Annotated in this window: 23 protein-coding genes; 14 read left to right on the top strand and 9 right to left on the bottom strand. The window is 40.3% G+C overall.

The genetic code is table 11. The features are described from left to right. Window positions 1-14 precede the first annotated feature (14 nt). The 3 genes from lipA to FHG64_RS13810 are packed head-to-tail and all read left to right on the top strand — an operon-like array spanning window position 15 to window position 4,182. Complete coding sequence (gene lipA / locus FHG64_RS13820; RefSeq protein ID WP_139066956.1) at window positions 15-887, top strand: lipoyl synthase; 873 nt, start codon at window positions 15-17, stop codon at window positions 885-887. A 17-nt stretch (window positions 888-904) separates the two neighbouring features. Further along, the gene (gap, locus tag FHG64_RS13815) at window positions 905-1,912 is read left to right on the top strand and encodes a type I glyceraldehyde-3-phosphate dehydrogenase (RefSeq protein WP_139066955.1); all 1,008 of its coding nucleotides are present in this window, start codon (window positions 905-907) and stop codon (window positions 1,910-1,912) included. Between the two features lie 35 nt (window positions 1,913-1,947). Continuing rightward, window positions 1,948-4,182 carry a hybrid sensor histidine kinase/response regulator gene (locus tag FHG64_RS13810; protein ID WP_139066954.1) on the top strand — a complete coding sequence of 745 codons (2,235 nt, stop codon included), beginning with the start codon at window positions 1,948-1,950 and terminating at the stop codon, window positions 4,180-4,182. A gap of 105 nt (window positions 4,183-4,287) precedes the next feature. Here the strand turns inward: FHG64_RS13810 and lpxK are convergent, their stop codons facing one another. Further along, entirely contained in the window at window positions 4,288-5,292 is a 1,005-nt protein-coding gene (gene lpxK, locus FHG64_RS13805; RefSeq protein WP_139066953.1) for a tetraacyldisaccharide 4'-kinase, read from the bottom strand. Window positions 5,293-5,337: 45 nt separating this feature from the next. On the opposite strand from lpxK, the gene FHG64_RS13800 reads away from it, so the two are divergent. The 5 genes from FHG64_RS13800 to FHG64_RS13780 all read left to right on the top strand — a co-directional run bounded on the left by FHG64_RS13800 (window position 5,338) and on the right by FHG64_RS13780 (window position 10,252). Continuing rightward, the gene (locus tag FHG64_RS13800) at window positions 5,338-6,432 is read left to right on the top strand and encodes a Nif3-like dinuclear metal center hexameric protein (protein WP_139066952.1); all 1,095 of its coding nucleotides are present in this window, start codon (window positions 5,338-5,340) and stop codon (window positions 6,430-6,432) included. A 2-nt stretch (window positions 6,433-6,434) separates the two neighbouring features. After that, the gene (locus FHG64_RS13795; protein ID WP_139066951.1) at window positions 6,435-7,214 is read left to right on the top strand and encodes a zinc ribbon domain-containing protein; all 780 of its coding nucleotides are present in this window, start codon (window positions 6,435-6,437) and stop codon (window positions 7,212-7,214) included. Between the two features lie 150 nt (window positions 7,215-7,364). Next, window positions 7,365-7,991, top strand: coding sequence for a hypothetical protein (locus FHG64_RS13790; RefSeq protein WP_139066950.1), 627 nt, complete (start codon window positions 7,365-7,367; stop codon window positions 7,989-7,991). A gap of 2 nt (window positions 7,992-7,993) precedes the next feature. Beyond that, a complete protein-coding gene (gene msrA, locus FHG64_RS13785; RefSeq protein WP_139066949.1) occupies window positions 7,994-8,656 on the top strand; it encodes a peptide-methionine (S)-S-oxide reductase MsrA in 663 nt (220 codons plus the stop codon). A gap of 105 nt (window positions 8,657-8,761) precedes the next feature. Then, complete coding sequence (locus FHG64_RS13780; RefSeq protein ID WP_139066948.1) at window positions 8,762-10,252, top strand: potassium/proton antiporter; 1,491 nt, start codon at window positions 8,762-8,764, stop codon at window positions 10,250-10,252. On the opposite strand, the gene FHG64_RS13775 is transcribed toward FHG64_RS13780, so the two are convergent. Beyond that, complete coding sequence (locus FHG64_RS13775) at window positions 10,253-11,617, bottom strand: FAD-dependent oxidoreductase (RefSeq protein ID WP_139067977.1); 1,365 nt, start codon at window positions 11,615-11,617, stop codon at window positions 10,253-10,255. A 283-nt stretch (window positions 11,618-11,900) separates the two neighbouring features. On the opposite strand from FHG64_RS13775, the gene FHG64_RS13770 reads away from it, so the two are divergent. The 5 genes from FHG64_RS13770 to FHG64_RS13750 all read left to right on the top strand — a co-directional run bounded on the left by FHG64_RS13770 (window position 11,901) and on the right by FHG64_RS13750 (window position 14,613). Continuing rightward, on the top strand, window positions 11,901-12,146 hold the full coding sequence (locus FHG64_RS13770) for a hypothetical protein (protein WP_139066947.1): 246 nt from the start codon (window positions 11,901-11,903) through the stop codon (window positions 12,144-12,146). An 11-nt stretch (window positions 12,147-12,157) separates the two neighbouring features. After that, entirely contained in the window at window positions 12,158-12,799 is a 642-nt protein-coding gene (locus tag FHG64_RS13765) for a flavin reductase family protein (protein WP_139066946.1), read from the top strand. Window positions 12,800-13,037: 238 nt separating this feature from the next. Next, window positions 13,038-13,193 carry a lmo0937 family membrane protein gene (locus tag FHG64_RS13760; protein ID WP_139066945.1) on the top strand — a complete coding sequence of 52 codons (156 nt, stop codon included), beginning with the start codon at window positions 13,038-13,040 and terminating at the stop codon, window positions 13,191-13,193. 79 nt (window positions 13,194-13,272) lie between these two features. Further along, window positions 13,273-14,031 carry an SDR family oxidoreductase gene (locus FHG64_RS13755; RefSeq protein WP_139066944.1) on the top strand — a complete coding sequence of 253 codons (759 nt, stop codon included), beginning with the start codon at window positions 13,273-13,275 and terminating at the stop codon, window positions 14,029-14,031. Between the two features lie 60 nt (window positions 14,032-14,091). Further along, window positions 14,092-14,613 (top strand): hypothetical protein, encoded by a 522-nt coding sequence (locus FHG64_RS13750; protein WP_246054113.1) that lies wholly within the window; start codon window positions 14,092-14,094, stop codon window positions 14,611-14,613. Between the two features lie 160 nt (window positions 14,614-14,773). On the opposite strand, the gene FHG64_RS13745 is transcribed toward FHG64_RS13750, so the two are convergent. Both FHG64_RS13745 and kynU read right to left on the bottom strand, forming a co-directional pair. Further along, on the bottom strand, window positions 14,774-15,706 hold the full coding sequence (locus FHG64_RS13745) for a serine hydrolase (protein ID WP_139066943.1): 933 nt from the start codon (window positions 15,704-15,706) through the stop codon (window positions 14,774-14,776). A gap of 46 nt (window positions 15,707-15,752) precedes the next feature. Further along, the gene (kynU, locus tag FHG64_RS13740; protein WP_139066942.1) at window positions 15,753-17,027 is read right to left on the bottom strand and encodes a kynureninase; all 1,275 of its coding nucleotides are present in this window, start codon (window positions 17,025-17,027) and stop codon (window positions 15,753-15,755) included. A 125-nt stretch (window positions 17,028-17,152) separates the two neighbouring features. Here kynU and FHG64_RS13735 point away from each other — a divergent pair, with 125 nt between their 5' ends. After that, complete coding sequence (locus tag FHG64_RS13735) at window positions 17,153-17,794, top strand: O-methyltransferase (RefSeq protein ID WP_139066941.1); 642 nt, start codon at window positions 17,153-17,155, stop codon at window positions 17,792-17,794. 260 nt (window positions 17,795-18,054) lie between these two features. Here the strand turns inward: FHG64_RS13735 and FHG64_RS13730 are convergent, their stop codons facing one another. The 5 genes from FHG64_RS13730 to FHG64_RS13710 all read right to left on the bottom strand — a co-directional run bounded on the left by FHG64_RS13730 (window position 18,055) and on the right by FHG64_RS13710 (window position 22,919). Further along, window positions 18,055-18,336: a Sec-independent protein translocase subunit TatA/TatB gene (locus tag FHG64_RS13730; protein WP_139066940.1), complete on the bottom strand. Its 282-nt coding sequence runs from the start codon at window positions 18,334-18,336 to the stop codon at window positions 18,055-18,057. Window positions 18,337-18,416: 80 nt separating this feature from the next. After that, complete coding sequence (locus FHG64_RS13725; RefSeq protein WP_139066939.1) at window positions 18,417-20,729, bottom strand: M1 family metallopeptidase; 2,313 nt, start codon at window positions 20,727-20,729, stop codon at window positions 18,417-18,419. 62 nt (window positions 20,730-20,791) lie between these two features. Next, on the bottom strand, window positions 20,792-21,289 hold the full coding sequence (locus FHG64_RS13720; protein WP_139066938.1) for a DUF6702 family protein: 498 nt from the start codon (window positions 21,287-21,289) through the stop codon (window positions 20,792-20,794). Window positions 21,290-21,313: 24 nt separating this feature from the next. Then, a complete protein-coding gene (locus FHG64_RS13715; RefSeq protein ID WP_139066937.1) occupies window positions 21,314-22,141 on the bottom strand; it encodes a peptidase associated/transthyretin-like domain-containing protein in 828 nt (275 codons plus the stop codon). Continuing rightward, complete coding sequence (locus tag FHG64_RS13710; RefSeq protein WP_139066936.1) at window positions 22,098-22,919, bottom strand: hypothetical protein; 822 nt, start codon at window positions 22,917-22,919, stop codon at window positions 22,098-22,100. Before FHG64_RS13710 ends, FHG64_RS13715 begins: the two co-directional genes overlap by 44 nt.

Raw genomic sequence — 22,919 nt, 5'->3', positions numbered from 1 at the left:
CCTAGATTTTTTTTATGGCTATAGATACTTTACCTACTCAAAAACCGGCTCCCAAACCAAAATGGCTGCGTGTAAAACTTCCTACGGGAAAAAAATACACAGAGTTGCGAAGCCTGGTAGATAAATATGACCTTCACACAATTTGCACCTCGGGAAGCTGTCCAAACATGGGCGAATGCTGGAGCGAAGGGACTGCAACCTTTATGATACTAGGGAATGTTTGCACGAGGTCCTGTGGTTTTTGCGGTGTAAAAACCGGAAGGCCTGAAACTGTGGATTGGGATGAGCCAGAGAAGGTAGCAAGATCTATAAAGCTTATGAAGATCAAGCATGCGGTTATTACGAGTGTTGACCGCGATGACCTTAAGGATATGGGATCAATTATGTGGGCAGAAACCGTGAAGGCCATTCGACGAATGAATCCCGAAACAACGCTTGAAACCCTGATCCCCGATTTCCAGGGAAATGAAAGAAATATCGACCGCATCATCCAGGTAAATCCTGAAGTTGTTTCCCACAATATGGAAACTGTAAAGAGATTAACCAGGGAGGTGCGTATCCAGGCAAAGTATGAAAGAAGCCTTGGCGTACTAAAATACCTTAAGGAACAGGGCATCAAACGCACAAAATCTGGTATAATGCTTGGACTTGGTGAAAAAGAGGATGAGGTCATCCAAACATTAAAGGATCTAAGAAGTGTAGATCTTGACATTGTAACGATTGGGCAATACCTGCAACCAAGCAAGAAACACTTACCGGTAAAACAATTCATCACTCCAGATCAATTCAGGAAATATGAAACAATAGGTCTTGAACTTGGATTTAGGCACGTAGAAAGCAGTGCCCTGGTAAGATCTTCATATAAGGCTCAAAAACATCTAACCTAGGTTTTCCAGAGAGCAACATGTCGAACAAAATAAAAGTAGCCATTAATGGTTTTGGCCGTATAGGACGTAACCTATACAGGCTCCTGCTGGACCACGATCAAATAGAGGTGGTAGCTATTAACGATATAGCCAGTGCACATACCCTGTCCCACCTTCTTAAATATGACAGCATCCACGGGAAGTTAAAAAACCGGGTAAGTTTTGAAGAAGATTTTTTATTTGTTGATGATAAAAAGACTCCTATTCTTTCCTTTTCCCACCCACAGGAAATTAATTGGGATCAATTTGGAGTAGATGTTGTAGTTGAAGCATCGGGTAAATTCAAAAGCTCAAAGGATCTTGAAGGCCACCTTTCCCCCGGGGTTAAAAAGGTAATTCTGGCAGTACCACCAAATGATGATTCTATCAAAATGGTGGTGTTGGGAGTTAATGAGTCCATTCTTGATGGATCTGAAAAAATTATCTCTAATGCCTCCTGCACCACGAATAATGCAGCTCCCATGCTCGAGGTTATACACCGTAATTTTGGGGTCAAACAGGCATATATTACCACTGTTCATTCCTACACCAGCGATCAAAGCCTTCATGATCGTCCCCATAGGGACCTTAGGAGATCACGGGCAGCAGCCCAGTCGATAATCCCTACTACCACCGGGGCCGCAAAAGCCCTTACGAAAATATTCCCGGACCTAAGCGAGGTAATTGGAGGATGTGGCATACGAGTGCCGGTACCTAATGGCTCTCTAACAGATATGACCCTTAATGTGCAGAAACCAACCAGCATCGAAGAGGTAAACAAAGCTTTCAAGACCGCTTCAGAAACCTACCTGAAGGGATTATTAAGCTACACAACAGTACCTTTAGTTTCTATTGACATAAACGGGGAGCCGTTTTCCTGCATATTTGATTCCCAGATGACCTCGGTAATTGGAGGTGATCTCATCAAGCTTATTGGCTGGTATGACAACGAAATAGGGTATTCAAGCCGTCTAATCGATTTAATTTCTTTCATTTCAAAGAATTAACTTATATTTAACCCTGTTACCTACACCAGCCCCCAATGAAAAAGTTGTTTTTTTCGCTAATACTCCTGTTTACCTTTTATATAGGTGCAGCATTTCAGGAGAAAAGCCAGGAAGAAATCGCAGAGATCAACAAAGAAATACAGCAGCTTCTTAATGAGGCAGAGATCTCTGTGAATGTTTTGGAATTTGAGAAAGCACTGGCACAACTCAACCAGTCCCTCGACCTCGCTAAACAGATTAATGATCAAAAGTTTATCGCCTTATCCAGCAGTATCCTGGCGCAGCTTTTTTATATAAGGCACGACCTGGATCGCGCAGCTACAGAGTTACAAAGGGCTATATCAATACAAAGGGAGATCAATGATGACGCCGGGCTGGCTTATAGCTATCTCACCAATGCAAAGATCTTTGATGCACTGGGCGAATTTGACAGGGCCCATAAGTATCTCTCGCTGGCAAGGGATTACTACCTAAAGGAAAATAATACTGAATACCTGGGTATTGTAGACCTCAATAGTGCCATTACTATTCTTCATGCTGGTAACACTCCAAAAGGTAATCAAGAGGCACTTTCCTACATTCACCGGGCTGAAAAAAACCTGCAGGATGCCAATAATGATTATGAGTTGTCCCGCCTTTATTTTTTTAAGGCCAGGGCTCTTATGTGGCAGGGAAACCTGGAACAGGGAAAAGCTGAAGCAGAGAAAGCATTAAAGATTGCTGAAGCCAATAATTTTGGCAGTATGATCATGAGTTCAACGAGGCTGCTAAGCCAGGTTTATGAACTGGCGGGAAATTACCAGGAATCCCTGGAGTACCTGCAATCCAGCAACAGTATAAGAGATTCTATATTTAATATTAATCGTGAAGCACTTGCACTTGATGCCAACACAAGATACGGTGTTGATGCTATGAGGACCAATTTAAGGGAACTCACCAGGCAAAATGCAGAGCAGGAGAAATCCTTAAAAGTCAATAAACTCACCACGATCCTGAGTGTGGCTTTAATAACCATTCTTTCTCTGCTTACCCTCTCTTTATATAAGAACAATAACCTTAGGGCAAGGGCAAATGACCTTCTTCAAAAGAAGAATGATGAGCTTACCATTGCAAAGGAAAATGCTGAAAAAGCATCCCTGGCCAAGGCACAGTTCCTTTCTACAATAACCCATGAGCTTCGTACTCCCCTATATGCTGTGACAGGGCTTACTCACCTTTTACTGGAAGAAAGCCCTACTGAAAATCAAAAGGAACATCTTAATTCCCTTAAATTCTCAGGGGAATATCTATTGTCGCTTATCAACAACATCCTTGACCTTAATAAGCTTGAGGCAAGAAAGGTTGAAATCCTGGAGACATCCTTTAATCTTGAAAAGAGAATTTCAGATGTACTTATAGCGCTTAAAAATTCTGCCGACGATAAGAATACCAAACTCCATTTCAATTTTGACCAGGAGATCCCTAAGAAATTAAAGGGTGACCCACTTAAGATCTCCCAGATCCTTATTAACCTCATAGGGAACTCCATTAAGTTTACTGAAAATGGGGATATCTGGATAAATGTGAGCCAGGTAAACCAGGTTGGGCAGCAGGTATTCCTGCATTTTGAGATCAAGGACAATGGAGAAGGTATAACAAAGGAAAAACAAAGCGCGATCTTTGAGAACTTCACTCAGGGATCCCTTCAAATTAACCGCAAATTTGGTGGAACGGGGTTAGGCCTTTCAATTGTAAAAAACCTGCTTAATTTAATGAATAGCGAAATTCACCTGGACAGTGAATTAGGTAAAGGTTCCACGTTTAGTTTCGACCTAAAATTCGAGGCATTTGAACAACCGGGAGAAAAGACGGCAATTTCCTCTCAAAAAGAAGCAGCTCCAAATAATAATGGCTTACAAGGCAAAAAGATCCTTATAGTAGAGGATAATAAGATCAATCAAATGATCACCCGTAAAATACTTGAAAAGCATAAGGTAATATGTGATGTAGCCGATAATGGTACAATTGCTATAGAAAAGGTGAAAAACAACCCATTTGACCTCATCCTCATGGATATACACATGCCGGGAATAAGCGGAATAGAAGCTACCATCGAAATAAGAAAATTTGACGATCAAATTCCTATTGTAGCTTTAACTGCAGTAACCCTGGATGAGAATTTGGATGAATTTTATTTAAACGGATTCACAGACATTATTCCCAAGCCTTATAAAACGGAAGAATTCTTCCACAAGATCAATAAACATATAGCAGCAACAATTCCTGCTTAATTTTTTGGCATACCATTTGAGAATAATGGAGTAGTAGGATTATATAGATCGAGAAGATATATAGTTTGAATTAGCCGAAAACGAAAAAATGAGGTGCTTGTCACCTCATTTTTCATGTATGAAATTAAGTATTCCTTTATTAAAATCCTCCTTATTCTCTAAAAATTCAGTTTGGATGGGGAGATAATATAATCCAGGGTGAGACATATCCTTAAGCCTCATATAATCCTTCTCTGTAGTCACTACGAGTTCAGCTGCTTTGATCTCCTCCAGCTCTTTAGGAGAAAAATTATGATGGTCTGGGAATTTTAAGTGCTCAAAGCTAAAACCACGGCTGTGTAAAAAATTAACTAACGCCAGTGGGTTGGCAATACCGGTTAACAATGTAAATTTCCTGGTTTTTAAAAATTCCAGAGGAAATGTTTTTTCCCCCTTCATTAACTCTTCACCATATTTGATATATGAGAAAAATAGTCTTTGATCATCCTTTAAATTCAATTTTGCCGCTATATCCTTCCTTTCCTTTATTCCAAGGGTTGCAGGACATTTAGTGACCACCACGACCTGTGCCCTGGAAGCACCTTCTATAGGTTCCCGTAGATTACCGGCAGGAAGAACAAGATCATCTGTATACATATTATTATAGGCCGTTAGTAAAATATTATAACCCGCATTTACCCTACGGTGCTGGAATGCATCATCAAGGAGAATTACCTCCGGCTTAAAGTTATTTATTAACTGACTTATTCCATTGCGCCTGTTCTCGTCTACGGCGACAAAAACCTCCGGGAACTTATTCTTGAACTGCATAGGCTCATCCCCTACTTCCCCGGCATCTTCATTTCCCGTAACCTGAATATAGCCGCTTGTCTTACGGCCATATCCCCTGCTTAGGGTTGCTATACTATAGCGGCTATGTAATAGTCTAATGATATATTCTATCATTGGCGTCTTTCCCGTACCACCCACACTTAAATTCCCAACACAAATAACAGGGGTGGAAAAGGAAGAGGATTCCAGGACCCCCCGGTCATATAAAATATTACGCACTTTCATCACACCTCCATACAAGAGGGAGAATGGCAGTAGGAATTTTCTCGGTTTAACCATCGTAACGAAAGTATAATATTTATATTTGATATAAAATCACATTTCATGTTTATTGCTGATGTTATTAAGGAGCTCGAAAATTTTGCTCCTCCCTCTACTGCTGAAGATTTTGATAATGTAGGCCTTCTTGTTGGAGATCCTTCAGAAAAACTTACCGGGATCCTTATTACCCTCGACACTCTGGAAGGGGTGGTGGAAGAGGCCATAGAAAATAAATGTAATTTTATTGTTAGCTTTCACCCTATCATCTTTTCAGGACTCAAAAAGATTACCGGCAGCAACTATGTAGAAAGAGCGGTTTTAAAGGCAATTAAGAATAATATCGCTATTTACGCCATTCACACCGCATTGGATAATCACAGGCTGGGAGTAAATAAAATGATTTGTGATAAGCTGGGATTACAGAATACCAGCATCCTTATACCGCAGAAGAAAACTATCAAGAAGCTTACCACCTATGTACCTGTAAAGGATGCTGAGGCGGTAAGGACCGCTCTATTTACAGCAGGTGCCGGGGGAATTGGAAATTATGACAACTGCAGTTTTAACCTGCAGGGCCAGGGAAGTTTTAAAGCCAACCAGGATGCCAACCCAAGTATTGGGAAGATAGGAGAAGTCCATTTTGAAGAGGAGATCCAAATTAATGTAGTCTTTCCAGCGTATTTTGAGCATAAGGTCATTAAAGCCCTTTTTTCCTCCCATCCTTATGAAGAAGTAGCTTATGAAGTTATTACCCTGGATAATGAATATCAGGATAAAGGGATGGGAATGCTAGGGGAACTTCCAGAGGAATGCAGTGAAAAGGAATTCCTGTCATTACTGAAGGAAACCTTTCAAACAGGCTGTATAAGACATTCTGAACTTTGCGGTAAAATGGTAAAAAAAGTCGCAGTTTTAGGCGGTAGCGGAAGTTTTGCAATAGAGAATGCAAAGAGAGCAGGGGCAAATTTTTTCGTCACAGCAGATCTTAAGTACCACGACTTTTATAAAGCTGAGCAAAAGCTGGTCCTCGCAGATGTTGGTCATTATGAGAGTGAGCAGTTCACAAAAGAATTAATACATTCGTTTCTTAGTAAAAAAATTAGTAATTTTGCGCTTATTTTAGCGAATACAAAAACCAATCCTATCAAGTATTATTAACTATGGCAAAAAAAACCGATGTTACTGTAGAAGAGAAGTTAAGAGCGTTGTACGATCTTCAACTAATTGATTCCAGGATCGATGAAATTAGAAATGTACGAGGTGAACTTCCGTTGGAGGTGGAAGACTTGGAAGATGAAGTAGCCGGATTAAATACACGAATTCAAAAACTAGAAGCCGACTTAGAAGTCATAGATAACGACATTAAGAGCAAAAAGATCCAGATAGAGGATTCAAAAACGGCCATAAAGAAGTATACAGAGCAGCAAAAAAATGTTCGTAACAACCGTGAATTTAATGCTCTAAGTAAGGAAATAGAATTCCAGGAACTGGAAATCGAACTTGCAGAGAAACACATTAAGGAATATCGTGCTCAAATTGAGCAAAAGAACGAGGTGATAAATCAAACCAAAGAGCGTTTGGAAGATCGGGAAAAACATCTTACTCACAAAAAAGGGGAACTAGATGCGATTCTTGCCGAGACGCAAAAAGAAGAGGAATCTTTGATCCAGAAATCCCAGGAATTTGAAGGTCAAATCGAAGAAAGATTGATCACCGCTTATAAGCGTATTCGCAATAATGTAAAGAATGGTCTTGCCGTGGTTCCGGTTGAGCGAGGAGCCTCTGGTGGTTCTTACTTCACCATCCCACCACAGGTAATCGTGGAAATTGCAGGTCGCAGGAAAATCATTACAGATGAGCACAGTGGAAGAATTCTTGTAGATGAAGATCTGGCAAAGGAAGAGCAGGAAAAAATGTCTGCTTTCTTTTCAAAAATTTAAAGAAGAGTTTTTCTCCAAAATAATTTAAGGGATAATTAAAAGTTCAACTTTTAATTATCCCTTTTTTATTCTCCCAATTTGCCATTAACACAGCTTTCACATTAATAATGATTTTATCTTCTAACTTTAACCATCCCTAAAACAGCAAAAATGAAGCTAAGATCACTATTAACACTACTTGTAAGCTTTTGTATAATAACTTCCTGCAGGAACGGGGAAAATAAAGAGGATGACCTAATTTCGCCAGAGACTGAAAGTTCTTACGAAACGAATACTCCATCTGGAGATAGAAGACAGTCATCCCCTGCTTCCTCCAGTAGCACCATTGAGGATAATTCAAACCCCGGCAGTGGGACTACAGCTATTGATGATAATATTAACGACAGCGAAACCTCGGCATCTGTGATTTCTCAAGGAAAATATATTAAAGAAGGAGCGGCAGATCCATCGTGTGATTGTTTTTGCATTGACATTAATTTTTCTGCAAACACAGAACTTTGTCTTAAAGAAGAAACAATTTTCATTACCGGCAGGATGAGCAAAGGAAGTGATGGAGTTGTAAATATTTATTTTGTAGAACCGGCTTCCGGTAATACAGAGGGTGATGATATACCCTGGAATGATTTTGATAAAAACACTCCCATAGCCAGCATTACTCCCACTTCAAACGGACAAATAGAGCTGGATTGGTTAGGTTTTAGCATTAATGGCGACTTAGCTATGGATTATGCAATCTATGGTAAAAAAACCCTTGAGGGCATTTATAAAAAGAAATAACAATGAAGTCACTTTTCGTTTTAACTTTTAGCTTTTTTTTACTCTCCTGCGGGAATGGCAATACCCAAACTGTAACGCGGGATGAAATTGCCAATGCGCCGCCCGTCGAAGTTCCTCTTGAGAATGGTCTTGCAAAGGCATATTTTGCCAGTGGTTGTTTTTGGTGCGTTGAAGCTGTATATGAAAGTGTGAAAGGTGTAAAGGAATCAATTTCTGGCTATTCCGGTGGACATACAGATAATCCTACCTATGAGTCCAGCAATACAGGTCGAACAGGACACGCAGAGGCTGTAGAGGTAATTTACGATCCAGAAGTAATAAACTTCAGGACCCTGGTAGAAATCTATTTTGGAAGCCAGGATCCAACCCAGGTCAATGGGCAGGGACCAGATATTGGATCGCAATACCGGTCTATTATCTTTTTTCAGAATGAGGAGCAAAAAGAGATTATTGAGCAAGTGAAGGCAGAGGTGGCAAAGGAATACCAAAAACCTATAGCAGCCGAAGTTTTACCTTTCCAAAAATTCTGGGTGGCGGAAGACTACCACCAGGATTATGAAAAACTAAATCCCGGAAATCCTTATATCCAAAATGTATCTATTCCCAGACTCAACCGTTTTAAGAAAAAATTTCCGCATCTTTTAAAAGAGAACGAGAACCATTAGTTTTTCCTGCCCACACTTAAAAATGAAGCTCGCGTAGCTTCATTTTTATTAAATCCCTTTAAAGTGATTTATGGTTTCTTTAATTTTACCTGCAATTAATTACCAATGGAAATAACCACAGAAAATGTCTTACTTATAGGTTCTCTGCTCCTTTTTATAAGCATCATGGCAGGAAAGACCTCCTACCGCTTTGGAGTGCCAACTTTGATCCTATTCCTGCTAGTTGGTATCCTTGCCGGATCTGAAGGCATAGGGAAGATCAATTTTGAAGACCCGCAGCTGGCACAGTTCATTGGTATAGTTGCTCTTAACTTCATATTATTCTCAGGGGGACTCGATACCAGCTGGAAAAGTATAAAGCCGGTAATGTGGCAGGGAATATCCCTTTCGACTCTGGGGGTTTTGGTCACAGCCCTTTCAGTTGGCGCATTCGTGAGTTTTATTACAGATTTTACGATCTACGAGGGCCTTTTGCTGGGTGCAATCGTCTCTTCCACAGATGCTGCTGCGGTATTTTCCATCCTGCGGTCCAAAAATTTGGGACTAAAATCCAATCTTAGGCCTACCCTCGAGTTGGAAAGTGGAAGTAACGATCCTATGGCATATTTTCTCACCATTGCTTTTTTGGGCCTTGTAATAAACCAGGACCAAAGCATTTATAGCATAATTCCAATGTTCCTGCAACAGATCATTGTTGGAGGATTACTGGGATTTGGCTTTGGTAAGCTTAGTAAGGTTATCATTAATCGTATAAAGCTGGATTTTGAAGGACTTTATCCTGTGCTGGTTATTGCGTTAATGTTTATCACCTTCTCGGGAACAGATTTCCTTGGAGGTAATGGTTTCCTGGCCGTGTATTTATGTGCCGTTTACCTGGGTAACCACGACATCATTCATAAGAGGACCATTATGAGGATGTTTGACGGGCTGGCCTGGCTTATGCAAATTGTACTTTTCCTTACCCTCGGGCTACTGGTATTTCCAAGCCATGTACTTCCCGTTGTTGGTATAGGAATTTTTGTATCCGTTTTCATGATCTTTATCGCGAGGCCACTTAGTGTTTTTATAAGTCTTATGTTCTTTAAAATGAAAATGCGACGTAGACTTTACATCTCCTGGGTAGGGTTACGGGGGGCTGTGCCAATTGTATTTGCTACCTATCCCCTGCTCGCCGGTATAGAGAAGGCCAGTATGATCTTTAATATTGTGTTTTTTGTTTCTCTTACTTCGGTAATAGTACAGGGTACTACGTTATCTGTAGTAGCAAAGTGGCTTCATGTAGCCCTGCCGGGCAAAGCCAAGCCCAAATCTCCTGTTGACACCTTCCTTAATGACGGAGTAAAATCCTATATTAGAGAGATCGTTATCCCGGAGCATAATCATTCTATAGGTAAAAGGATCGTAGACCTTCATTTCCCAAGAAAAGCTATAATTGCAATGATCTCAAGGAACGATAAATTTCTTACTCCAAATGGAGCAACAGAAATTTTGCCGAATGATATGCTAATCATACTTACTGAAGATCAAAACACCCTCCAGGGGGTTTATGAAAGCCTGCACCTGGATATGGTAAAGGAGGAAGAAGAGATGGCGTAATTACGCTTTTAATTTCTGAAGGATAAAGTCCTGCACTTCTGGACTATCCCATTTTTCATCAATATTCTCTAAGGCCATTACCTCATCCATTATAGCTCTTTGTTTGTCCCCAATAGCCAGTGCCTCGGCATAAGGTTTATCTGAAAAAGTTACCCTGGAGTAGAGCGGGATCCATTTTTCGGGAAATTTTTCAGAAAATCTGCCTTCAATCTTTTTTCTGAGAAGGAAGTCTGGACTTGCTGTCTTATTGCTCATTTCAATAAAGTTGCGATAGCTAAGCTCTGCTATTGCATCGGCATTAGGCTTTCTTTGCACCTGGTATTCCTCAAAAATTTTACTCCAGTCATCCCCATAATTTTCCATAAGGTCATCCAGCACAGAGATGTCCTCAAAACCTGCATTCATGCCCTGGCCGTAGAATGGCACTATGGCGTGTGCAGAGTCCCCCACCAGAGCTACTTTATCCTCGAATGTCCAGGGATAGCATTTCATTGTAACCATTGCACTGGTTGGATTGCGGAAAAAATCCTTTTTTAAATTAGATATCTCTTCCTTAATATCTGGAAAATATTTTTCAAAAAAAGCATCTGCCTCTTTTTCTGTAGTGAGGGATTCAAAGCTCACGGGGCCTTCAAAAGGCAGAAATAAAGTACATGTAAAACTCCCATCAATGTTTGGCATTGCAATGAGCATAAATTCCCCTCTTGGCCAAATATGAAAGGACGCATTATCCATTTTATGGCTGCCGTCCTCATTGGCAGGTATGGTAAGTTCCTTATATCCCACATCAATAAAATGCTGGGAATAATTAAAACGGCTTTGACGTTGCATTTTATGCCGTACGCGGGAGAAAGCCCCATCGGCCCCAAAAACGTGATCATATTGATATTCCTTCCACGTGCTTTTTTCGTCCTCTCCGGTGTAAATCTTGGCCCCTGGCAAATCAATATCCCACACCTTTTCTTCAAATCTAAAAATTGCACCTGCCTCTTCTGCAAGATCTATCATTCTCCTGTTTAAGACCCCACGGGAAATAGAATATATGGCTTCACCCTCCTTTCCGTATTTTTGGAAATACACTGGCCTGTCATTTACATGCATTGCCCTTTTATCCAGCGGTAAGGCTATTTCCCTTATTCTTTCTTCGATCCCTACCTTCCGCAGGGCTTTCCACCCCCTGTTTGACATTGCAAGGTTAATGGACCTTCCTGAGAATTCTACAGTACGTACATCTGGGCGCCGGTCAAAGATTGTAACCTCATGGCCTCGTTTTCTTAAATATATAGCCAGTAAGGATCCAACCAGGCCAGATCCAATTACAGCTATTTTTCTTGATTCCTGCATTAATTTCTTTTCCGGCGGCATCCACTTTAGTTTGTGGAGTACCACATTTCCCTGTAAAAGTAAATAAATAAAATAATACACTACTCTTTAATAATATACGGCTCCTTCTTAAGGCCTGCGACATTTGTCCTAAAAGTCCTTTTTCCCTTCAAGGAAGGTTAAAATAGACCCTATTTATCAAACCTTTAACAGGGCCGGTTGTTTTCAAGCTTTAACTTTAAAGAATTAACTAACCAAAGAAATGACCACCGCTTTGCCTAACATAGGAAAGAGTTGTGAGTGTACTTCTTTAAAACCAAAAATTATGGATCAGGAAAAACTGGATCAAATGCGGGCGATCCTTAATAAGCTCGAGGACATTAAAAATAGTCAGGAAAGTGTAATTGATAAGATAAATCACGTGATCACAGATCTTTTTCAGCACCCCGATAAGGAGCTGGAGGAAGCAATGGAGAAGGCACATCAAAAATCATCAGACAACGTAGATGCAGTTCGTGAGGTCATAAATGAATATGAGATCAAGATCAATAAAATGGAAAATGAGGGATAAAATTTCTATAAATGAAACATTACAATTCCAATGACCTGAAAGGTCTGGACAAGATCTTTAGATCAAACCTTATTAACAGCTGTACAGGATATAAGTCTGCCAATCTCATTGCCACCTCCTCTGCTTCAGGAGACACTAATGTAGCGGTCTTCAATTCAGTTATTCATATTGGGAGTGACCCGGCAATACTGGGATTTCTTTTACGCCCTGTAACAATTCCCCGAAACACCTTTCAGAATATTAAAGCAACCGGGGTTTTCACCGTAAATCATATACATAATCATATGATAGGTAAAGCCCATCAAACAGCTGCAAAGTATGAGGCAGGAGTGTCCGAGTTCCGGGAAACAGGGCTGGAGGAAGAATATCTTGATGAGTTTGGAGCTCCTTATGTGAAGGAGTCCACCATTAAGATGGGATGCAGATATATAAATGAATATCAAATAAAAGAGAACAATACATTATTAATTCTGGGTGAAATACAAAATCTTTATTTTGAGGAGGGAATACAAATGCCAGATGGATGGCTTCGGCTTGATGATGCAGATACCGTAGCTATAAATGGTCTTGACGGGTATGCATTGCCAACACTCATCGACAGGTTCCATTATGCCAGGCCCGGGAAAGAGATCACATCTTTCTTTAAAAAATGAAAGCAGCCTTTTTTAAAAGAAAGATTATTATTCACTTAATTTTTAGCATTTTACGTTAAACAGGCGTTAAAATGGTTTTCACTGGAGCAGCGATTCCATAAATTCGTAAGAGATTAACTAACCAGGTTTAGAGATTTTTGAAATAAAGGTATGAGTACCTGGTTTTAAGGTGAAACTTTATTTTGAGATCGACAAACTATTAATCGTAACAAGCGTTACACTAAAACAACCAATAATTATGAGAGATTTAATTTGGCTTATCGTAGTATTATTAGTAATCGGGTGGCTTGTAGGATACTTTGCCTTCCCCGACCTAGGAAGCATCATTCACATATTAATTGTGGTGGCCGTAATTTTAGTTTTATACAAATTACTAACCGGTAGGAGATTGTAGTCAATTTTTATAATTTAGAAAGCCCTTTGAAAACCTCAAAGGGCTTTCTATTTTTAGGAACTTAATTAAAATGGGAATTATGTGGAATTTAAAAGGGCAAACAGCGGTGGTAACCGGTGGAAGCAAAGGAATAGGGAGGGCCACGGTAAGAGAATTTCTGGACCTGGGCGCTAAGGTTATCTTCACAGCCCGAGACCCCGAACACATTCAAAAATTTGAAGAGGAACTCAAGGCTGAAGGGTTTGAGGTGACGGGAATTGAGGCAGATGTTTCCACAAAGTCGGGCCGGGATGAGATCGTCAAGATCGTTCAGGAAAAATGGCAGGCGCTGGATATCCTGGTCCATAATGCAGGCATAAACATAAGGAAGAAAGCCAAGGAATATTCTGAAGAGGAATACCGCAAGGTTTTGGAGATAAACCTGGTGGCCCCCTTTGAGTTAAGCAGGATGTTGCACCCATTCCTGAAACAGAGCGAAAGAGGAACAGTAATAAATGTTGCCTCTGCAGCTGCCATGCAGGATGTTGGTACCGGCACCCCATATGCGATGTCTAAAGCAGGGCTTTTGCAACAAACCAGGAGTCTGGCAGTGGAATGGGCCGGTGATGGGATTAGGGTGAATGCAGTCTCCCCCTGGTTTACAGAGACTCCTTTAACTGAAGGTTATCTCTCACAGGAGGAAAAAATGACACCAATCTTAAACCGTACTCCATTGAACAGGGTTGCAAAAGCTGAAGAAATGTCCTCGATCATCGCTTTTCTTGCGATGGAAAAATCTTCATACATCACCGGCCAGAATATAGTGGCAGATGGGGGAATGAGCATAAATGCCATTTAATTTTATTGCGGCCTGCGGGTAAAGGAAATAAAAGCCTACTTTTAAATAAATTTCTCAAGTATGAAAACATTTTTATCACTTTCATTATTTTTCCTTCTACTCACCGGTTGTAGAGAAGAAACCAAAAATCAAAACGTGTTTGCTTCCACCCCTACCAATGATCCTGAAACCACTAAAATTGCCCTGGCCAATGGGTATGACAATTTTGAGAACGTGAGGCAATTGGATTTTACTTTTAATGTTAAGGTTAATGACACCTTAAGAAGCCAACGCGCGTGGAAATGGTTTCCAGGAGAAAACAGGGTTGAACTTACAGAAAATGGACAAACCGGCAGCTATATCAATGATGGAGACCTGGATGAAACTGAAAAAGCAATTGACCAGAAATTTATAAATGACACCTATTGGTTCCTTTTTCCTTACCAGCTGGTTTGGAGTGATTATGATTTTGAACATAATAGAAGCGCAGTAGCACCAATTAGCGGGGAAGAAATGGAAAAGATATCAATAATGTATCCTTCAGCCGGGGATATACTCCCGGAGACACCTATCACCTCTATTTATCACCAGATGATTCTCTAATCAAGGAATGGACCTATGAATCCTCATCTGGCAGAAGCCTTTCTACCACCTGGGAAGACTATGAAACCATCGAGGGAATAACAGTAGCTAAAATGCATAAAAGTGCAGATGAAAGTTTCCAGTTATTCTTTACAGATATTGATGTTATAGTTAAAGAGGATTAATTTTTTTCCTCTTTTCCTTTAATCAATAGATCTGCCCCTTTAGCCGGTTTCCAGCCAGATTCCGGTTCAAAGTAGTTCCATAAGTGGGCAGATATCATGCGTTGTAATTCAAAAGCTTCATTATCATAACCCCAGGACATGTCTTCATTATCCTTTGTAGCAATGTAAAAAACATAATCGCCACCCGGTGCATTGACCATTACCAACTCAGACCGGGACCTGTTCACCATACCTTGTTTAGCTGCCGTCTGCACATATGGTGGTATTTGAGAAAGTGCGTACTCGGTATAGAAAGAATTGGTAAGCATCCTGTACATTTCATCGCTGGCAGCTTCATTTATTAACTCCCGGTTCCTTATTTTCACAAGAATAGAAACCATTTCCCTGGGGGTTGTTTGGCCCCAGCCATATTTTTTCCATATTTCCTCCCTGCCTTTTGTCCTGGAGTTCACCCTGGTATCCTCAAGACCAAGGCTTTCCATAAACCTGTTTATCTCTTCTCCTCCCCCTGCAAGCTCCTGGCTCCACAGGGAAGTCACATTATCACTGTAAGTGATCATTAGTGCCGCCAGGGTCCTAAGGTCAGTACCTGTGCTGTCTTTATAGAATTGCATCAAACCAGACCCGCCGTAGATCCTGTCCTCAGTATATACAAGGCTATCATTTAAATGAAGTTGTCCCTCCTGGATCTTATTAAAAAGGGTCACAAGGATAGGCACTTTAATTACGCTTGCCGTGGGAAAAATAGTATCGGCATTGATGGCAGCCTCCTTCCCCGTGGCTATATTATAAACATAGACCCCGGCGGTACCGTTAAAATTTGAAAGCAATTGCTCCAGCTGTCCTTCCAGATTGATATCCCTCTCTTTTTGCTGGGAAAAGAGAAGGCCTGGAACAAGGAAACATAGTAATAGATGAAGTTTTTTCATGGATAATTATGTTTATAGTATTATCATTATTTAAAGCACATTCAATCTATTTTAAAATTCCCTCTTTAAGGATTTGCCCAAAATTGTACATATCCTCAAATGAACAATAAAATGGCGCAGGCGCGAGCCTTATGACATTAGGCTCCCTCCAGTCGGTAATTACCCCATTTTCCATCAAATAATTAAACAATTGTTTCCCTTCCCCGTGTAAAAAGACGGAGAGTTGAGTTCCTCTCTCTTCCCGGGAAGAGGGGGTGATTATTTCAAAATCTCCCTTAACCTCCCTACCTATTTCCTCCAGGATAAACTCCAGATAAGCTACAATTTTATTGCGTTTTTCAAGAAGTGCAGGCATCCCAACCTCATCAAACATTTCGACAGATGCCAAATAAGGAGCAAGAGCCAGGATTGGTGCATTGCTTATTTGCCAGGCATTAGCATCTGGTTCAGGCTGGAAGGCAGGTTCCATTAAAAATCTTCTTTCCTTGTTATGTCCCCACCACCCTTCAAACCGTGGGATTTCCCTGGAGCCGTGATATTTCTCATTTATAAAACACCCCGAGGCATTTCCGGGGCCGGAGTTCATATACTTATAACTGCACCAGGCGGCAAAATCTACTCCCCACTCGTGCAATTTCAATTCGATATTTCCTGCAGCATGGGCCAGGTCCCAACCAACTTTTGCCCCAATTTTATGGCCTGCATGGGTAATGGTTTCCATATCCAGCACCTGGCCGGAATAGTAATTCACACCTCCCATAAGTATAAGGGCACATTCATCGCCGGTTTCTTCAATTGTTTTTAAAATATCCTCAGTCCTAAAGTGGTGTTCGCCGGGCCTTTTTTTAACCTCCACAACTGCTGTTTCGGGATCAAGGCCGTGATAACGAACCTGCGAAGCTATCATATACTGGTCACTGGGAAAAGCTTTCTCCTCTACTATGATCTTTACCCTTTTCCCTACAGGACGATAAAAAGAGACCATAAGTAAATGCAGGTTTACGGTAAGTGTATTCATAACCGTGACCTCCTGCGGCTTGGCTCCTACAATCTTGCTTAACTTCCCGGGAAACCGTTCATGGTAATCCCACCATGGTTTTGAGGAATGAAAATGCCCCTCGACTGCCAGCTGCGCCCAGTTATGCATGACCTCCTCTACATATTTTGCCGCAGTTTTAGGCTGCAACCCCAGGGAATTTCCGGTAAAATAAATAACCTTCTTGCCCTTGACCTCCGGGAATATAAATTCATCTTTATATTTTGCCAGTAAATCTTCTTTGTCCAGCGATCTTGCAAAATCCCGGGTATTCTTAAATTCCATAGAAAAATGTCTTTGACGTAAAAATAATATTTAATTCCAGCATCAGGAACAACTGGGGATTATTTCAAAAAAAATCTGCTAGCGTGCTTCATTAGTTTTTTAAATTTGAATAAAAATACACAGCCATGCATTTTATTCCTGAAGCACTCGATGAGTATTCCCTAAAGCATACCCAGGCAGAACCTTCACTTTTGGCCAAACTCACCCGGGAAACCTATCAAAAGGTATTGCAACCAAGAATGTTGAGTGGCCATTACCAGGGTAGATTGCTTAGCCTGCTTTCAAAAATCATTAATCCTCAACATATCCTTGAACTGGGCACCTACACAGGGTATTCTGCTCTTTGTCTAGCTGAAGGTTTAAAGGAAGGAGGCGAGCTGCATACTATAGACATCAATGAAGAACTTACCGACATTCAGAAAAAATATTTTGACTTATCTGATTATAAGGATAGGATACACCAGCACCTGGGCCCCGCGCTGGAGATCATCCCTTCCATTAACATTAAATTCGACCTGGTTTTTATGGATGCAGATAAACCTAACTACCCTGCATATCTGGACCTAATAATAGATAAAATTAATCCCGGTGGTGTACTTTTAACAGATAATGTTTTATGGAGTGGTAAAGTGGTAGAAGAGATTAAAGCAGATGATATTTCTACTCTTGCCCTCGTGGAGTATAATAAAAGAATTGCAGAAGACCCCCGGGTGGAAACTATAATGCTTCCCATTAGGGATGGCTTAAGCATTACAAGGGTAAAATAATTTTTTACCGATGAAAGAGTCTAGAACGCTGCGCTGCTGGAATATAGAACCAGGACCAAAATATAAGTTTTAAGAAACAGCGCTTTACCCATTATTAAAAAGCTTGGATTTCACTAAAACATCTTCCATCCACAACCACTCCAATGTTAGGATTGATATTACCTGGAACTATATAGAAAGGCTTAACGTAATTTGTATATTTTAATCGGACACCAATTGAGTAAAATAAAGAAAAGTAACTTTTTGCGAAAAAAGCAATATTAGAACCTGCGTTTTACAGAACCTGTGATCTCCTCGATATCTTCTTTCACCTTGCTTATCTCACTGCGAACATCCTTGGAAATATCTGAATCTATCCCCTGTTTCTCCGCACTTTTGGTGATCTCGTTCTTGATATCATTGGAAGCGTTGCGAAGGGTGCGCATACCTTTGCCCAGACCCCTGGCAATTTCAGGGATCTTATCTGCACCAAAGACCATCACCAGGATGAACATGATGAAGCCAATCTCTGCACCACTAATAAATAAAGGAAGCGTAGTCATAGTCCCGCAAATATAACCACAAATTTATCTAAAAAAGAAGCCGACTCGTTAAAGTCGGCTTAATATTTTTTTGAGCTCAATTAATCACCCGATTGGTTGCGGAACTGCTCAAATTTATCTTCTTTTTCCTCCCGTGGCCAGGAATTATTTTCCAGGTCAACATCGGCAGTTTCCAGGTATGGGTCTACCACTACCTTCACGATCTCCTTATCTGTTGCAACGGCTTTACTTACCTCTGCATCATTCTTTCTCCATACCTGCACTGGATATCTCACCAACTCTGTAGTACCATCAGCAAAAGTATACTCCACTATAAGCGGCATTACCAGTCCTCCCGGCTTTTCAAAGGTGATCTGGTAGAAGAATTTAGGTTCTTTTAGCTTAGCTCTTTCAGCAGGAGTGAAATTATCCATAATATACTCATTTAGCCTTGGTGCATTCTCCAATGGGCTGCGGCCTTTCATCTCTTCCTTATATTCCTCACTACCTTCTTCCACTACAAAAACAGCATCTACACTATTAGGATCTGTAACCCCGTAACGTTCCAGGAAAGCAGCACCTTCTTTGGTTGCTTTATCTGTAACGAAATATTTCTTCACCTCCTTTACACCAATATCAACATTATCTGTGCTGTAGAACCAGCCTCTCCAGAACCAGTCAAGATCTACCGCAGAAGCATCTTCCATCGTTCTAAAGAAATCTTCCGGGGTAGGATGTTTGAACATCCATCTTTGGGAGTATGTCTTAAAGGCGTGGTCAAAAAGTTCATGACCCATCACCGTTTCTCTCAAAATATTTAAAGCCGTAGCGGGTTTTCCATAAGCGTTGTTACCAAGCTGGTAAACGTTTTCCGGATTGCTCATAATTGGAGAAATATATCTTTGATCACCTTTCATATAAGGAACAATATTGGCGGGGATCCCTCTCCTTGAAGGATACACATCATTTGGAGCTATAGCCTGTGGGTACTCCTTACCAAACTGCTGCTCTGCCAGGTATTGCAAAAAGGTGTTTAAACCTTCATCCATCCAGCCCCACTGCCGCTCATCACTATTCACGATCATTGGAAAGAAATTATGTCCTATCTCATGGATTATCACACTTATCATCCCATATTTAACCCTGTCGCTATATGTGCCATCTTTCTCCGGGCGGCCATAATTCCAGCATATCATTGGATATTCCATCCCTTGATTCTTAGCGTGAACAGAGATAGCTTTATGATAAGGATACTGGAAAGTAAGATCTGAATATGATTTCAGGGTACTGGCTACGGCAAGAGTGGAATATTCTTCCCAAAGAGGATTCCCTTCTTTAGGATACATTGAAATGGCCATTACTTCTTTTCCCATTACATCTGTATTCATCATATCCACCACAAACTTTCGGGAAGTTGAGAAAGCAAAATCCCTAACCATTTCGGCCTTTAATTTCCAGGTCTTCTTCTTTTCTGAAAACCCTTTTTCAGCCTCTTCTGCTTCAGCCTGCGAAACTATTATTACCGGTTTATCGAAGGACTTCTTCGCCTGCTCATATCGTCGAATCATCTCCCGGCTGTACACCTCCTTGCGGTTAGTGATCTCTCCGGTACCATCAAGAATATGGTCTGCAGGTACTGTAATATTCACTTCGTAATTTCCAAAAGGAAGAGCGAATTCACCATTCCCCCAGAACTGCATATTCTGCCAGCCTTCCACATCATTATACACTGCCATACGAGGAAAGAACTGCGCGATAACGTATACATTGTTCCCATCTTCTGGAAAATGCTCGTATCCAGACCTTGCCCTATCTGTAACGTGATTATTTACCTGATACCACCACTTGATGTTGAAGGAATAGCTTTGACCAGATTTCAACGGCTGGGGAAGATCTATCCTCATCATAGTAAAATTGATGGTATACGTCAATGGTTTTCCATCTTTAGTAACTTCCTCTATTTTAAAGCCGCCGTCGAAAGGCTCCTCCATAAACTGGTTTACGAATCCGCCTGTTTGTGAAACTGGAGCTATTCCATTCCCATCCTTCTGTAAAGCAGGGGAATCTTTAGTACGAATATTTTGGTCCAGTTGTACCCAAAGGTATTCCAGGTCATCTGGCGAGTTATTATGATAGGTGATAGTCTCGACACCGCTTAAAATCTGGGTTTTGTCATCCAGTTCAATATCCATCTTATAATCGGCGTGATTTTGATAATATGCCACTCCCGGTGCTCCAGATGCGGTACGGTATTGGTTAGGCGTAGAGAACAGGTCATAAAGTTGCCTGAATTTATTCTCATTAAAATGACCTTTTTGTTTTACTTCCTCATTTTCCTGTTCCGTCTCCTGTGCAAAGGTTCCTGCAGAGAAGATAAAAAAACAGGCTAAAATCCCCAGTTGAAATCTTTTCATTTGTGTGATAATTATTATTAAACGTCTAAAATAGCTATTTATAGCCAGTAGTTGCTATTAACCTAAAAATTTAAAGTATTTTCTTCCCTGCCAGTTACAAGCACCATGCTTTTTGTTTTTCCTTTCACTTTCACGTGTACCAGGTTCTTTTGCTCTTCAAACATATCCATAAGAACAGTATTTCTTACAAGGACATTTTTTACATCCTTTATTCCGGGTGCTTCTATATAAAAAACCAGCATATCATTCTCATACTCTTTCCCCAGGTATTCTATATCGACAGTTTTACCATTTACTGTTAACTGAAGCTTTTGATTAAGGTATTTCCTAATATAATCTTCAGCTCCTGGAGATTCGTCCCGGGGGTCCAATGTCAAACCCTGCGAATATCTAAGATTAAGGACATTCTCAAAATCATCGATAAAGACCCGGGAAATTATCTGTAAACTTTCGTTTTTTTGGTTATGCTCAATTTCTGTAACGCTTACATAAAATTTGTGCGCAGCAGTAAAGGCTGAGAAATTGAAAAATGCTATAATAAATATTATCCCTTTCATCATTCTTAATTAGGTAATCTTAAATCTTCATTGCTCATTGAGATATGCTCTATAACGTGGTAACATCGTCGAAAAGTATTCCATAAGAAGAAGTATATTTTCTCCTGCTACTATAGATTTCAGGTCATCTTTCTCTGCACAATAATACAGAAATTCAGATACTTCAAAATCCTTCATCCCCAAATCTTCTAAAAAATACGTTTTTTCAATTAGTTTCTCAATCTTATACACAAGCCTCAGCAGTTCAGAAATTTCCTTTTCTTTTTTCAATTTCTTAATCTCGCCTGTTAGGGTGTTTATCACAAATCCTAGTGCTCCGGCATTTGAAGCTGAATATAATCTTCGTTCCTCAGCGGTGGGAAGAGGCTTTGTTCTCAATGGAACCCCCAGGTTATATTTGTTGAATACAGGTATATTTCCAAGATCTGTCTCAACATTTCCGGTAAGGTTAATATTGCTTATATTAACTTCAGACAATTCATTAATAGCTTCCTTAAGTTTAATCCTGAAAAATTTTTGCTGAAATATTTCTGCTGAAATGATCACTTCCTCCTTTTTATATTGCAAAGAAGTAAACCATAAGGTATCATTTTCCTTTACCCTTAATTCAAAACTCCCTGAAGCTGAATTAACGGTACCTGTTTGCTGTGTTATATTTATAATATGCACAGAAGCTTCCATTAGGGAATCAGCTACGATTGTTCCCCTAAGCAAATCCTGCGCGTTTAGGAAATACGGGCATATTACTAACAGAAATAAATAACATCTTAATTGCAATTTCTTATCCAGGCCAGGTGACAGGATCATATCATTATTCAAAACCACGTAATGCTTTGTACTTTGCACTGTGGTCAAAAAGAAATTCAATTAAAGCAAATTGGTTTTCTTTCTTCAGCATTTCACCGGTGAGGCCAGTGTCATCCAGATAGAATACAAAATCCCCTATATTCTCCTCTTTTATACCTAATGATTTTATAAAGAAAGAGTCTCCCAGCATTTCCCTTATCTGGCGGGATAATGGCAGGTTTATTTTTCCAACCGGCTGCGAATCGTGTTTTTTCTTAATTCCCAAAAGATCACCAATGAGACTGGCTGCAGCAAGCAGGTCAACACTGGTAGCCCCGGCGTGGCTCATTACCTGGTTTTCTTTAAATGCTAAATTATCCGGTGCTGCCTGCGGGTCATTTATATCTGCCTCGAACCTGGTGTGCTTGATATCCCCAAATCTCATATTCACAGGCATGTCCTTCACAATATCCAGGGAAGCAACATCTGTATTAATATTACCTGTGAGGCCAATATTACTTAATTTCACCTCTGGGAGCTCATTTACATCTTCTATAAGCTGTATGCGCAGTTGTCCTGAATTAAAAATATCATGGGAAATAATAATTTCCTCATTGATGAACTGAATGGAAGAAATAAGCAGGGTGTCATTTTCCCTAACTTCGATATTAAACCTACCGGTGGACGAATTTACCGTTCCTGTCCTGGTGGTGGTGTTAATTATATGTACAGAGGAAGCATCAAGGGAATCTGTTACCAGCAAGCCTTTTAATTGAATTTTTTCCTGCGAATAGGTGTTATGGACAAATAATAATGTAAGGGTAATAAAAAATAAGTTGTTTCTCAT

It is taken from the genome of Antarcticibacterium flavum (genome assembly GCF_006159205.1).
Taxonomy (GTDB): Bacteria; Bacteroidota; Bacteroidia; order Flavobacteriales; family Flavobacteriaceae; genus Gillisia; species Gillisia flava.
Note: the sequence above shows the minus strand (reverse complement) of the source record. Positions and strands in the feature narration are given on the sequence as shown.